The following is a 9,404-nucleotide window of genomic DNA, read 5'->3' on the forward strand; positions in this document are numbered from 1 at the left end:
TTGGCTCCGCCCGCCCATCACTCGGCCGCCATCCCGTCGACCTTGCCGGGCGTCTGCAAGGCGGGTTTCAGGCGGTCGCGCAGATGCTGCGGCATGGTCTTCCCCATGCCCTCGACCAGCTTGTCGATTTCTTTCCAGTCCGCACCCCAAAGCAGATGGTCTGCTGTCAGCGGGATTTTTCTGGCCGCCGCATGGGCGTGAATGCGGCGCATCGCGTGATGCGGAATGTCGCCGGCCGCACGGTACTGACTTTCGCGACGCCAGTTATAGGGCGCCTTGTCATTCAGCCCCGCGATTTTGCCCAACTCCCCAATCGGGGCAACAAGGCATTCAACCACTTCAATTGGTGTTAGGTGCGTACTCATGACACAACCGATAGCGTTGAGCCCTAGATGTTGCAACTAAAATTTTCAGTTAAACTGACGTGATTTGTGAGTGCGTGGTGCTTACTTGGCGAACGGTGGATGACAAGTGGTTCAAAAAACGTCAAAAAGAGGTTGGCGTCACCGCCGAGGATATTGCGCGGGAAATGGGGCGGACACGCTCCAATGTCTCTCACATTTACTCAGGAGACCAGCGTATGTCGCTGGATTGGGCTCGCGCGTTTGCCAAGGTGCTGCAGGTTCCCCTCGAAGAGGTGCTGAAGCGCGCCGGGGTGAGTGAGCCTGCCGAGGCTCAAAGGCTCACACCCGGTTTTTCGGAAAGCGATGCCGCACCATTTGTTTCTGATGGGTCGGCAGCAGATAATGCCCGCAAAATTGCCGCACTTCTAGGGGGCGACAAGCCAGGAGTTGACATCTGGACCGTGCGAACGGATGCCCTGATGCTGGAAGGTTACCGGCGCGGTGATCTCATCCTGGTTGATACCCATCAGAGCGAAAGATGCCGGGCCGGGGACATGGTAATCGCACAACTTTACAACTGGAAATCGGGATCAGTGGAAACAGTGTTGCGGCTTTTTGAACCACCCGTTTTGATTGCCGTGAGCGCGACCGTTAGCGGTGGCCGAACCCATGTGGTTGATGGCAATAATGTCGTGATCCGCGGAAAGGTGATTGCGTCATGGCGGACGAACTGACCCCTCCACGAACGCACAAAGAACAGCTTGAGCTTGAGGCGATCTATACTCGCACACAAAACGTCGTGAGGGTATTTGCCTTTGCATCACCGTTTCTTCTGTTTTTAGCCTGGGAATGGCTTGCTCGAATGCTCGGATACTCCGGCACGCTTATGTTTTTGTTTATTATGCAATTTTTCCTCATGGCGTGGCTTCCGGAGCGACCGGCGTATTGGCTTGCCGAAAAGAAATTCTACAAGAAGAACAGCTCAAACTAACCTCATTGGTTAGTAAAACTAAAATTTTTAGTTGACAGTGCGCACCGCGCACCCATAACTCTTGTGCCAGTACAGGCAACAGGAGTTTAGACAGGTGACACAGGCAAGAAACCAATCGCCCTTCTCGATCCCGCACACGCGGGCGGGCAAGATCACGGATGAAACTCTGGATCAAATAACGGCCATCGCCGAGAAGGCCCAGAAGGGTATCGAGCTGTCCCACACAGAGGCATGCTTGATGCTGCTGACCGCCCCGCAGGTCTGCTTCGAGCTGCGCCAGCGGCGCGCGGCGATGGACTTGATCAGCGACTGCACCGATCTGGACAACGTGAGTTTCATTCACTGCGACCGGGCGCCGGCATGAGCGACGGGCAGGACATCACGCTGCGCACCATGACGGCCGACGAACTGCGGGGGTTTAACTATGCGCTTGATTGCATGGAGACATGGGCGCGGCAGCTCGAAGCCGGCGCAGCCGACATACCCGAGACGGGGCCGACCGTCCCGCTCGGTGTGCAGATCGTGAATTCCGCTCGCATGACGCGCGACCTTACCCGGGCAATGCGCGCCGGGTTCGGGCCGCCACCGCCGCCCCGAATTTAGTTTCCGACGGGGCCGTTCGGGCGCACCGATCTGCTCGCCGCCCGCCCCAGCCACCACTCCGACCCCCGCCAGCGAACGGCACGGCGGGGGCAACGAGGTCTAGAGCATGGTAGCTACTGGCATTTTGGCGGGGCTGTTTGTCGTTTTCATGGTGGGGGTCTACGCCGTCGCATCTGTTTTTGGGGCGATGGACGACACCCAGCACGATCCGCAAAGTTACGACACGGAATTCGACGTTTCGATCCGCAACTGGGCACAAATGCAAGATCGGTGGTCGGAATGACGGTTTTCATTCAGGCCCCCGAGGTCGCACGCATGGTCGGGTTTTATTCTGCCGATGCGTTTCTGATGAACCGCCATCGCCTTGAAGACGAGGAAGGCTTTCCGATGCCGCTACCTACGTCGCGGCGGCCGCTGAAATGGCGCCGCACGGAAGTGCAGGCGTGGGTCGACGGCATGGGGCGGCCAAAGCCCCATCTGCCGGACACGGCCGGCATGGGCGCCAACGTCGTGCTGCTGGCGGAAGCGAGGCGCGGCTGATGTGCGGCTTCATCAGCATTCACGGTGCAGCTCAAGCCGCTAAAGCGGAATACGACCGGCAACGCATTGAAGCTACGGTGCTGTCGCCGATCTTCGCGGCGGTCGAACACAAGGGCCGCTGGCTCCCCGTCTATGAAGGGCGCAGCAATATTCCAAGAGTGGAAAGGAAGGGGGCGTGATGGACGAAACCATCGCTAAATTGCTGGCAGCCGCATCACAAGCGCAAGGTGCAGCTGGGGACATGATCGAGGCGGTGCGCGAAGGAAGCATTACGCCGCATGACAATGTTGGCTCGGGAGACACCGCGACGATCCTGGCCGACGGGCTGCGCATTCTGATCGAGCTGACCGAAAGCGATACCGGGTCCGCCGGCCAGCTGCACGGCGCCCTGATCCGGTTCCTGGAGGATCGCGTATGACCGACACCGACGCCACCCTGGCCGACGATTACATGACCAAGCTCCCGCTGGTGATGAAGGCCAAGGCCAAGCTGATCGCGCGCGGCCTGACACGCGGCCGAGCACGGTGCAGCTGCAGCCCCAAGGGCACCCGCACGCTGCGCGTCAGGATCGCCGGCCGCAAGAACCACGCCCGCGCGGCCTGCGAGGCGTGCGGCTTCTGGCTGGTGGAGTGAGCGGGATGGCCCTGCCCTACAAGACGCGCGAGACGATGCGCGTCGTGCAGGCGCCGAACGTCTATGCCGGCGAAACGTGCGACCAGCACGAACCGCGCTGGATCGGATCGGCCGAGGGCGACAAGGATGGAGCTGGTCCGGTCGGGCTCGAAGATGCCCTGATGCTGAGCGCAACAACCTTCCCGCCCGGAACGATAGTCACCATCCACGAGCCCGAATGCCCGCAGTGCCACACGGTGCCGACATGGATGGGTGGCCGCTGGGAATGCGAATGCGACCTCGACTGGCGAGGGTTCGCGGAAGACCACTTTTCTTGAGAAGGAGCGAACAGTGATCCACCTTAACCACTCCGTAACCGGTGGCCAAATCGGCGCCGAGCTGGCGAATGACGAAGAAGAACTTGCCTATGCCCTGGTGGCCATCGCCGAGGCCGGGCCGTCGGATACCGAGATTGCAGACCATCTGCACGGCAGCGACCGGGAGGCCGTCAGAGATTTCTGCAATGCCCTCGCGATCACGCTGGCCGACGATTGATCAGAGGGCACCTGGATTATGAGGAACCGCGCGCATCTGCTTGAAATTATCCGCGAAGAACAGAGGCGCGGAGAGGCCTGCCCCTGCGGCGGGTCAAACGAAATGTGTGGGTGTCAAAACCGACCGAACCGGAAAGAGCCATGCGGCGAGTGCCATCTGCAGCCAGGCGAAACGTGTGACATTTGCGGCGCGCAAGAACTGGCAAAAGGGTCGGTATGACGCACCCGGCTTTTCACTCAATTTCAGATGCCATTGAGGCGCTTGAAGCTGCACTGGAAAGCGCGAACCTCACCCTCATTCAGCGACAGGTTCTTTCCGACATGCGAGACGATCTGCACGGAGTGAACGAAATCGACACGTTTTCCGACGTGTGCAAATTGGCGATCTTGCGCGCCCAACGTGGACATTTTTTCTAGAGGAACGCTCTGATGCCGAAACCCATCCGCGAAAAGGTCAAGGGCCTCCGCCAGCGCGAGCGCAGCGATGGCACCTGGCGCGTGTGGTGGGAACCCACGGGCGCCGAAAAGAAGCTCGGGCTGGAAGCCGTCAACCTCGATGCCGACCGGCCGGCCTGGTCGATCCGCGAGGCCGAGGCCCAGAACAGGGCGGTGCGCCGGGCGCTGAACGGCGAAACCACCAAGGCCCGGCAACAGACGGCGCGCACCATCGACGCGCTCATCGAAACCTATCGCGATCACAAGTGGTATCAGAAGCGGGCGGCGGGCACCAAGCGCGGCTATAAGACCCTGCTGAATGCGATCAGCAAGAAGTGGGGCGGATACAAGGTCAGCGATTTTGACAGCGACGTGATGCAGGCGTGGCATGACACGCTGGCCGACAGCTCGGGCGCCAACTACGCCACCAAGATGACCGTCATGATGTCGATGTTGTTCAAGCTGGCCGAACGCCTTCGCTGGCGTCCCAAGGGCTCGAACCCCTGCATCGGTCTGGAACGCGAGAAGGCAAAACCCCGCTCCCGCTATGCCAGCTGGGAGGAATTCGACGCGCTCCTGGCCGCGGCCGAGGATCTGGGTATGCCCTCGCTCGGCGCGGCCGTGGCGCTGTCTTTCCTGCAGGGCCAGCGCCAGACGGATATCTTGGCGGCGCGCGTGTGCGAGTTTGTGCAGGTGTCGATGGTGCTGCCGAGCGAGGATGAAGATTTCCCCCGCAAGGTTTGGGTCTGGGATTTCAAACGCTCGAAGAATGACAAGGACGGCACCGTGCCGCTGCATGACGAGGCCGTGGCATGGGTCCAGCGCATGGCCGACCTGCGCAGGGGCGCCGATGATCCGCTGCTGGTCGATGAGCGTGTCGGCCGGGCCTATGACCTCGATCTGTTCCAGCACCGGTGGAGCGACCTGCGCGCCAGGGCGGCCAAGGCGTGCCCGTCGCTGCTGGCGGCAGGCCAGGTACTGCAGTTCCGCGACCTGCGCCGCTCGGCCAGCACCTGGGCGCGGATCGGCGGCGCGAGCCACGAGGATGTGGGCGACCTGCTGGGCAATACCGTCGCTGATAACCCGGTGCTGGCGGCCACCTACATGCCGGCGAACTTCTACACCGCCGCCCGCGCCGTCAGCGCGATCCGTCGGCCAGGATCGAAAGAAAGGAAGAAAGCGTGACACCCATTCAAACAATCGTCGCCCATCTAGCCAGCCTGGAACCTATCGCTAGCTCGACCGATGCCAAGCGCGATCTGGAAGAAGCGGCCAAGGCCATTGATGACGAACTGCAATATCTGCGCCAAGAAGTGATCCGGCTGTCGAACCCGGGAGCACGGTGATGGAAATCCGCGGCGCCGGCTGCAGCTGGGCGGTTTACGACGGGGATCGTCCGATAGCCAAGGCCAGCCACTACGACGTGGCATGTGCCAAGGCCAATCGGCTGGAACGCGAACGTCATCTGAGCGTGCGCATCTGCCTTGGCTGCGGTTGCGGCTTCCCCTCGACGGGGCCAGGTCATCGCCGTTGTGATAGCTGCCAGAAACAGCGTCCGAATTCGGACGGTTCGGACGCTCGGACGCACGAAAAGCCCGTTTCCCTAAAAATGCCTTTTGAACAGTGGGTTAATGGTGCCCCCAGACGGATTCGAACCGCCGACCTACTGATTACAAATCAGTTGCTCTACCAGCTGAGCTATAGGGGCTGAGGCTGCGGTCGAGCCTCGTGCGTCCGGGCGCGGGGCGGCCGGGCTGCTTCGCCCTAATGCCAAAGCTCTGGCGCGGATGCAACTGCGAATGAGCGTCGGCGGGCGGCCTGCTTCACATTCCGGGTGCGGCGGGGCTAAGCTGGCGCGAACCGATCGCAGGGGCAGGCAACGGATGCGGATACTCGTCCATCCCGGATTTCACAAGACCGGCACCACCAGCGTGCAATACGGGCTGGATCGCAATGCCGCGGTTCTGGCCGACCGGGTGCGCGTGCTGCAGGCGAACGACTTCCCCAAGGCGATCACCGCCGCGCGGCGGCACACCGCACAGCCGGCGCCGCGGCGGCTGCGGAATTACGCGTCGGGGTTTGCCGAGGCGGTGGCGCCGCTCGACCCCGCCGATGCGCGGCCGCTGCTGATCAGCTCGGAAAAGCTGCTGGGCTGGATCCCGGGGCGGCGCGAGAACTGGGGCTATGCCGACACGCCGGATTTCATGGAACGGCTGGCGGATGTGCTGATCGGGCATTTCGGCGAGGCGGCGGAGATCACCTTCTGTTTCACCACGCGGGCCGCCGAAGACTGGCAGCGCAGCGTCTACTGGCAGAACCTGCGGTCGATGCGGATCACCGAGGATTTCGAGACCTACCGGGCGCGGCTGGCCGAAGGCGCGCAGCTTGACGCGGTGGTCGCGGCGGTGCGGGCGCGGCTCGGGGGCCGGGCCCGGGTGATGGCCCGGCCCATCGAAGAGTTATCGGGCGAGCCGCAGGGGCCGCTGGGCGCCATCCTGCGGGAGCTGGGCGTTGCGGCCGACGACCTTGTGCCCTTCAAGTCGTACAACATGCAGCCCGCGGGCGCGGCGGAGGAGCTGTTGCGCCTCAACCGGTCGGATCTCGACGATGCCGCGCTGACCGAGACCAAGCGCAAGCTGCTGCAGGACTACCAGGAGGCCGGGCTGACCCGGCAGGCGGCGGAGCGGTCGGGCGGCGGCTGAGCGCCCTGCCCTGCCCGCGACACTCCCCCGCGCAACACCTCGCGGCCGAGGGGTCGAAAGCTGTTTAACTGCTTGCAAAACCCTCTATATTGGCGACCGATCACAAAGCCGGGACAGGATATTTCATGCAGGTCGTTCTTCACGCAGGCGCCCATGTGACCGACGAGGACAGGCTGATCACCTGCCTTGTCGACAATGCCGGGATGCTGGCGGCGCGGGGCACCATCGTGCCGAAGCCGGACGATTACCGCATCCTTCTGCGCGACATCGTCAACGCCGCCACGCAGAACGGGGTGAGCCCCGAGGCGCGCGACGTGATCCTCGACGCGGTGCTGCCCGGCGAGGAGGAGGCCGAGCGGGTGATCCTGTCGAATGACAGCTTCTTCGGCACGCACAAGATGGCGGTGAAGCGGATGTTCTACCCCGCCGCCTGTGCCCGGCTCGAGGCGATGCGGAAGATCTTTCCCGACGACGAGGTCGAGCTGTTCTTTGCCGTGCGCAACCCGGCGACCTTCATGCCGGCGCTGCTGGCGATGACCAATTTCAACACGATCGACGACGTGTTCCGGGGCTATGACCCGTTCAGTTTCCGCTGGTCGGAGCTGTTCGAGCGGATCCGGGCGCAGGTGCCGGACATTCCGATCACCGTCTGGTGCAACGAGGATACGCCGCTGATCTGGGGCGAGGTGGTGCGCGAGATGGCGGCGCTCGACGCGACCGTGGGCTTCGAGGGCGAATTCTCGCTTCTGTCCGAGATCATGACCGAAACGGGCATGAAACGCTTCCACGCCTATATGGGCGAGCATCCGGGGATGAGCGAGATCCAGAAGCGGCGGGTGATCTCGGCCTTTCTCGACAAGTATGCCGATGAAGAGGCGGTCGAGGAGGAATACGACATCGACGGCTGGACCGAGGACAAGATCAACCAGCTGACCGATATCTACGAAGACGACATCATGGCCATTCCGCAGGTGCCGGGCGTGACGATGATCACGCCCTGAGCGACGGGGTCAGAGCGTCAGCAGCCCCCGCAGCACCGCCAGCGCCAGCGTCTCGTCACGCGAGCCCGCACGCATCTTGCCCGACGCGCTGGCGATCACCCGCAGCACGTCGGCCTCGCTCAGCCCGACCCGTTCGGCGATGTCGTCCTCGGTCATGCCCTGGGCAAGCCGCGACAGGATTTCGGTCTCGCGCGGGTCGAGCAGCTGCCAGGAGGTGCCGAAGGCCCGGCCATCGGGCGTGCCCGCCCCCGGCGGCTCCATCCGGCAGGACAGCATCGCCGCCACCGCCGAGAAGGCCCGGTCGGTGCCGGGGCCGAACAGGTGCGTCGGGTCATCCTCGCAGCCCAGCACCAGGCACTTGTTCTCGGTGCCCTGCGTCCAGCTGTGGGTGATCATGTAGCGGTAGCCATAGCCCATCATGCTGCCATGCAGCTGACGATAGCGGCTTCCCGGGGGGCCGAGCCTTTGCTGGAATTCCACGTCGTAGAGGCGCGGCGGCTCGCCCGCCATCGAGGCCTTGAGCAGCGGGTCGACCTCGTGCAGCGCGTCGCCCGCGTATTCCTCGAGCCAGGCGGGGTTCATGGTGCTGCGCATCCAGGCGATCGAGCCGGTGCCGGTCAGGAAGACACCGGCGTTGACCGACTTGGCCCGCAGCCGGGTGGCCACCGCGCTGATCGCCTCCCAGGCCGCGTCGGCATCGCGGGCCTCGGCCAGCTTGTCGGCCGTGTCGATCAACAGGTTCGCAAAGCGCGTCGTCACCATTCACGTCTTCAAATCACTTGCGGCGCCCGGAACAAGGGGCCGCGTGCCCTTTGCGTCACTCTAAAGGCCCGGTGCGCGGTTGTGCAATGCCCCGGCTCCGGGGGGTGCGGCGCGTCTGCATGTCGGGGCACAGGACCGGGGGGCGGCCCGATCGTCGGGAGCGGGCGACGCCGGGCAGGACGTGCAGCTTTTCGAGCGGCCCCGCCGGGGCCGCTGAAACGCGCGCCGTCAGGCCATGCCCAGCGCTTCCTTGTACATCTCGAGCACCGCCTCTTCCTCGGCGATGTCGTCCTTGTCGCGCTTGCGCAGGGCGATCACCTTGCGCATGACCTTGGTGTCGTAGCCCCGCGCCTTGGCCTCGGCCATCACCTCTTTCTGCTGGTCGGCAAGGTCTTTCTTCTCGATCTCCAGACGCTCGAACCGCTCGATGAACTGGCGAAGCTCGTCAGCGGTCACACGGTAGCTGGCATCGGTATTCACGTCGGTCATGGCATCCTCTCCGCTTGGGCCGGGCCCTTTTCCTAATGGCGGGGCGAGGACCCTGCAAGGGCCAACCGCGCGCCCCGCGGCTTGCGCGCGGGGCGCGGGTGCGCTAGGCGGCACACTGCCCATGGATGAACCGCGAAAGGAGCGTGCCGATGGACGTGCTGATCTGGATTGGAGCCGGCGTTTCGGTGGCCGGGCTTGCGGGGCTCGTCTGGTGCATCCTGCGGATCCTGAAGGCGCGGAAGGCCGGCCTGAGCGACGAAGAGCTGCGGGCCGAGTTGCAGAAGGTGGTGCCGATGAACACCGGCGCCCTGCTGCTGTCGGTGCTGGGGCTGATGATCGTGGTGATGGGCATCGCCCTCGGCTAGGCCGCG

General features: G+C 63.6%; 20 protein-coding genes and 1 tRNA gene. 16 read left to right on the forward strand and 5 right to left on the reverse strand.

What is annotated here, in order from left to right:
• Positions 1 to 17 precede the first annotated feature (17 nt).
• Entirely contained in the window at positions 18 to 365 is a 348-nt protein-coding gene (locus RIdsm_RS18195; RefSeq protein WP_143100562.1) for a hypothetical protein, read from the reverse strand.
• A 95-nt stretch (positions 366 to 460) separates the two neighbouring features.
• Between RIdsm_RS18195 and RIdsm_RS18200 the strand changes: the two genes are divergently transcribed.
• From RIdsm_RS18200 to RIdsm_RS18245, 11 genes are all read left to right on the forward strand, one after another.
• Entirely contained in the window at positions 461 to 1,078 is a 618-nt protein-coding gene (locus tag RIdsm_RS18200; RefSeq protein WP_074940758.1) for a helix-turn-helix domain-containing protein, read from the forward strand.
• Positions 1,063 to 1,335, forward strand: a complete 273-nt coding sequence (locus tag RIdsm_RS18205; RefSeq protein WP_057819859.1) for a COX15/CtaA family protein — start codon at positions 1,063 to 1,065, stop codon at positions 1,333 to 1,335. The genes RIdsm_RS18200 and RIdsm_RS18205 overlap by 16 nt, the downstream gene beginning before the upstream one ends.
• Positions 1,336 to 1,429: 94 nt before the next feature.
• Entirely contained in the window at positions 1,430 to 1,699 is a 270-nt protein-coding gene (locus RIdsm_RS18210) for a hypothetical protein (RefSeq protein WP_057819857.1), read from the forward strand.
• A complete protein-coding gene (locus tag RIdsm_RS18215; protein ID WP_057819855.1) occupies positions 1,696 to 1,938 on the forward strand; it encodes a hypothetical protein in 243 nt (80 codons plus the stop codon). The genes RIdsm_RS18210 and RIdsm_RS18215 overlap by 4 nt, the downstream gene beginning before the upstream one ends.
• Positions 1,939 to 2,044: 106 nt before the next feature.
• Positions 2,045 to 2,221, forward strand: a complete 177-nt coding sequence (locus tag RIdsm_RS30220; protein ID WP_160325881.1) for a hypothetical protein — start codon at positions 2,045 to 2,047, stop codon at positions 2,219 to 2,221.
• Positions 2,218 to 2,478 carry a hypothetical protein gene (locus RIdsm_RS18220; RefSeq protein ID WP_057819853.1) on the forward strand — a complete coding sequence of 87 codons (261 nt, stop codon included), beginning with the start codon at positions 2,218 to 2,220 and terminating at the stop codon, positions 2,476 to 2,478. Before RIdsm_RS30220 ends, RIdsm_RS18220 begins: the two co-directional genes overlap by 4 nt.
• Positions 2,478 to 2,657, forward strand: a complete 180-nt coding sequence (locus RIdsm_RS18225; protein WP_057819851.1) for a hypothetical protein — start codon at positions 2,478 to 2,480, stop codon at positions 2,655 to 2,657. The genes RIdsm_RS18220 and RIdsm_RS18225 overlap by 1 nt, the downstream gene beginning before the upstream one ends.
• Positions 2,657 to 2,896, forward strand: a complete 240-nt coding sequence (locus RIdsm_RS18230) for a hypothetical protein (protein ID WP_143100561.1) — start codon at positions 2,657 to 2,659, stop codon at positions 2,894 to 2,896. Before RIdsm_RS18225 ends, RIdsm_RS18230 begins: the two co-directional genes overlap by 1 nt.
• Complete coding sequence (locus RIdsm_RS18235) at positions 2,893 to 3,111, forward strand: hypothetical protein (RefSeq protein WP_057819849.1); 219 nt, start codon at positions 2,893 to 2,895, stop codon at positions 3,109 to 3,111. Before RIdsm_RS18230 ends, RIdsm_RS18235 begins: the two co-directional genes overlap by 4 nt.
• Positions 3,112 to 3,116: 5 nt before the next feature.
• The gene (locus RIdsm_RS18240) at positions 3,117 to 3,428 is read left to right on the forward strand and encodes a hypothetical protein (protein WP_057819847.1); all 312 of its coding nucleotides are present in this window, start codon (positions 3,117 to 3,119) and stop codon (positions 3,426 to 3,428) included.
• A gap of 13 nt (positions 3,429 to 3,441) precedes the next feature.
• On the forward strand, positions 3,442 to 3,645 hold the full coding sequence (locus RIdsm_RS18245) for a hypothetical protein (protein WP_057819845.1): 204 nt from the start codon (positions 3,442 to 3,444) through the stop codon (positions 3,643 to 3,645).
• Between the two features lie 242 nt (positions 3,646 to 3,887).
• Here the strand turns inward: RIdsm_RS18245 and RIdsm_RS30390 are convergent, their stop codons facing one another.
• Positions 3,888 to 4,052, reverse strand: a complete 165-nt coding sequence (locus RIdsm_RS30390) for a hypothetical protein (protein ID WP_217625272.1) — start codon at positions 4,050 to 4,052, stop codon at positions 3,888 to 3,890.
• A gap of 21 nt (positions 4,053 to 4,073) precedes the next feature.
• Between RIdsm_RS30390 and RIdsm_RS18255 the strand changes: the two genes are divergently transcribed.
• Complete coding sequence (locus tag RIdsm_RS18255; protein ID WP_057819841.1) at positions 4,074 to 5,264, forward strand: tyrosine-type recombinase/integrase; 1,191 nt, start codon at positions 4,074 to 4,076, stop codon at positions 5,262 to 5,264.
• Positions 5,261 to 5,425, forward strand: a complete 165-nt coding sequence (locus RIdsm_RS30225; protein WP_160325880.1) for a hypothetical protein — start codon at positions 5,261 to 5,263, stop codon at positions 5,423 to 5,425. Before RIdsm_RS18255 ends, RIdsm_RS30225 begins: the two co-directional genes overlap by 4 nt.
• Before the next feature lie 286 nt (positions 5,426 to 5,711).
• Here RIdsm_RS30225 and RIdsm_RS18260 read toward each other — a convergent pair.
• Positions 5,712 to 5,787 (reverse strand) — tRNA-Thr (locus RIdsm_RS18260).
• A gap of 175 nt (positions 5,788 to 5,962) precedes the next feature.
• On the opposite strand from RIdsm_RS18260, the gene RIdsm_RS18265 reads away from it, so the two are divergent.
• Both RIdsm_RS18265 and RIdsm_RS18270 read left to right on the forward strand, forming a co-directional pair.
• Entirely contained in the window at positions 5,963 to 6,781 is an 819-nt protein-coding gene (locus tag RIdsm_RS18265; protein WP_057819839.1) for a hypothetical protein, read from the forward strand.
• 125 nt (positions 6,782 to 6,906) lie between these two features.
• Positions 6,907 to 7,782 carry a hypothetical protein gene (locus RIdsm_RS18270; RefSeq protein WP_057819998.1) on the forward strand — a complete coding sequence of 292 codons (876 nt, stop codon included), beginning with the start codon at positions 6,907 to 6,909 and terminating at the stop codon, positions 7,780 to 7,782.
• Between the two features lie 9 nt (positions 7,783 to 7,791).
• Here RIdsm_RS18270 and RIdsm_RS18275 read toward each other — a convergent pair whose 3' ends face one another.
• Positions 7,792 to 8,544 carry a LuxR C-terminal-related transcriptional regulator gene (locus RIdsm_RS18275; RefSeq protein WP_057819837.1) on the reverse strand — a complete coding sequence of 251 codons (753 nt, stop codon included), beginning with the start codon at positions 8,542 to 8,544 and terminating at the stop codon, positions 7,792 to 7,794.
• 228 nt (positions 8,545 to 8,772) lie between these two features.
• A complete protein-coding gene (locus RIdsm_RS18280; RefSeq protein WP_057819835.1) occupies positions 8,773 to 9,033 on the reverse strand; it encodes a DUF2312 domain-containing protein in 261 nt (86 codons plus the stop codon).
• 149 nt (positions 9,034 to 9,182) lie between these two features.
• Here RIdsm_RS18280 and RIdsm_RS18285 point away from each other — a divergent pair, with 149 nt between their 5' ends.
• The gene (locus tag RIdsm_RS18285; protein ID WP_057819833.1) at positions 9,183 to 9,398 is read left to right on the forward strand and encodes a hypothetical protein; all 216 of its coding nucleotides are present in this window, start codon (positions 9,183 to 9,185) and stop codon (positions 9,396 to 9,398) included.
• Positions 9,399 to 9,404: the final 6 nt, after the last annotated feature.

It is taken from the genome of Roseovarius indicus, from assembly GCF_008728195.1.
Classification (GTDB): domain Bacteria; phylum Pseudomonadota; class Alphaproteobacteria; order Rhodobacterales; family Rhodobacteraceae; genus Roseovarius; species Roseovarius indicus.

Excerpts from the sequence above, each read along its gene's own strand:
- RIdsm_RS18195 (WP_143100562.1), bottom strand. The coding sequence starts at position 365 with ATGAGTACGCACCTAACACCAATTGAAGTGGTTGAATGCCTTGTTGCC.
- RIdsm_RS18205 (WP_057819859.1), top strand. The coding sequence starts at position 1,063 with ATGGCGGACGAACTGACCCCTCCACGAACGCACAAAGAACAGCTTGAG.
- RIdsm_RS18215 (WP_057819855.1), top strand. The coding sequence starts at position 1,696 with ATGAGCGACGGGCAGGACATCACGCTGCGCACCATGACGGCCGACGAA.
- RIdsm_RS30220 (WP_160325881.1), top strand. The coding sequence starts at position 2,045 with ATGGTAGCTACTGGCATTTTGGCGGGGCTGTTTGTCGTTTTCATGGTG.
- RIdsm_RS18220 (WP_057819853.1), top strand. The coding sequence starts at position 2,218 with ATGACGGTTTTCATTCAGGCCCCCGAGGTCGCACGCATGGTCGGGTTT.
- RIdsm_RS18225 (WP_057819851.1), top strand. The coding sequence starts at position 2,478 with ATGTGCGGCTTCATCAGCATTCACGGTGCAGCTCAAGCCGCTAAAGCG.
- RIdsm_RS18230 (WP_143100561.1), top strand. The coding sequence starts at position 2,657 with ATGGACGAAACCATCGCTAAATTGCTGGCAGCCGCATCACAAGCGCAA.
- RIdsm_RS18235 (WP_057819849.1), top strand. The coding sequence starts at position 2,893 with ATGACCGACACCGACGCCACCCTGGCCGACGATTACATGACCAAGCTC.
- RIdsm_RS18240 (WP_057819847.1), top strand. The coding sequence starts at position 3,117 with ATGGCCCTGCCCTACAAGACGCGCGAGACGATGCGCGTCGTGCAGGCG.
- RIdsm_RS30390 (WP_217625272.1), bottom strand. The coding sequence starts at position 4,052 with ATGTCCACGTTGGGCGCGCAAGATCGCCAATTTGCACACGTCGGAAAA.
- RIdsm_RS18255 (WP_057819841.1), top strand. The coding sequence starts at position 4,074 with ATGCCGAAACCCATCCGCGAAAAGGTCAAGGGCCTCCGCCAGCGCGAG.
- RIdsm_RS18265 (WP_057819839.1), top strand. The coding sequence starts at position 5,963 with ATGCGGATACTCGTCCATCCCGGATTTCACAAGACCGGCACCACCAGC.
- RIdsm_RS18270 (WP_057819998.1), top strand. The coding sequence starts at position 6,907 with ATGCAGGTCGTTCTTCACGCAGGCGCCCATGTGACCGACGAGGACAGG.
- RIdsm_RS18275 (WP_057819837.1), bottom strand. The coding sequence starts at position 8,544 with ATGGTGACGACGCGCTTTGCGAACCTGTTGATCGACACGGCCGACAAG.
- RIdsm_RS18280 (WP_057819835.1), bottom strand. The coding sequence starts at position 9,033 with ATGACCGACGTGAATACCGATGCCAGCTACCGTGTGACCGCTGACGAG.
- RIdsm_RS18285 (WP_057819833.1), top strand. The coding sequence starts at position 9,183 with ATGGACGTGCTGATCTGGATTGGAGCCGGCGTTTCGGTGGCCGGGCTT.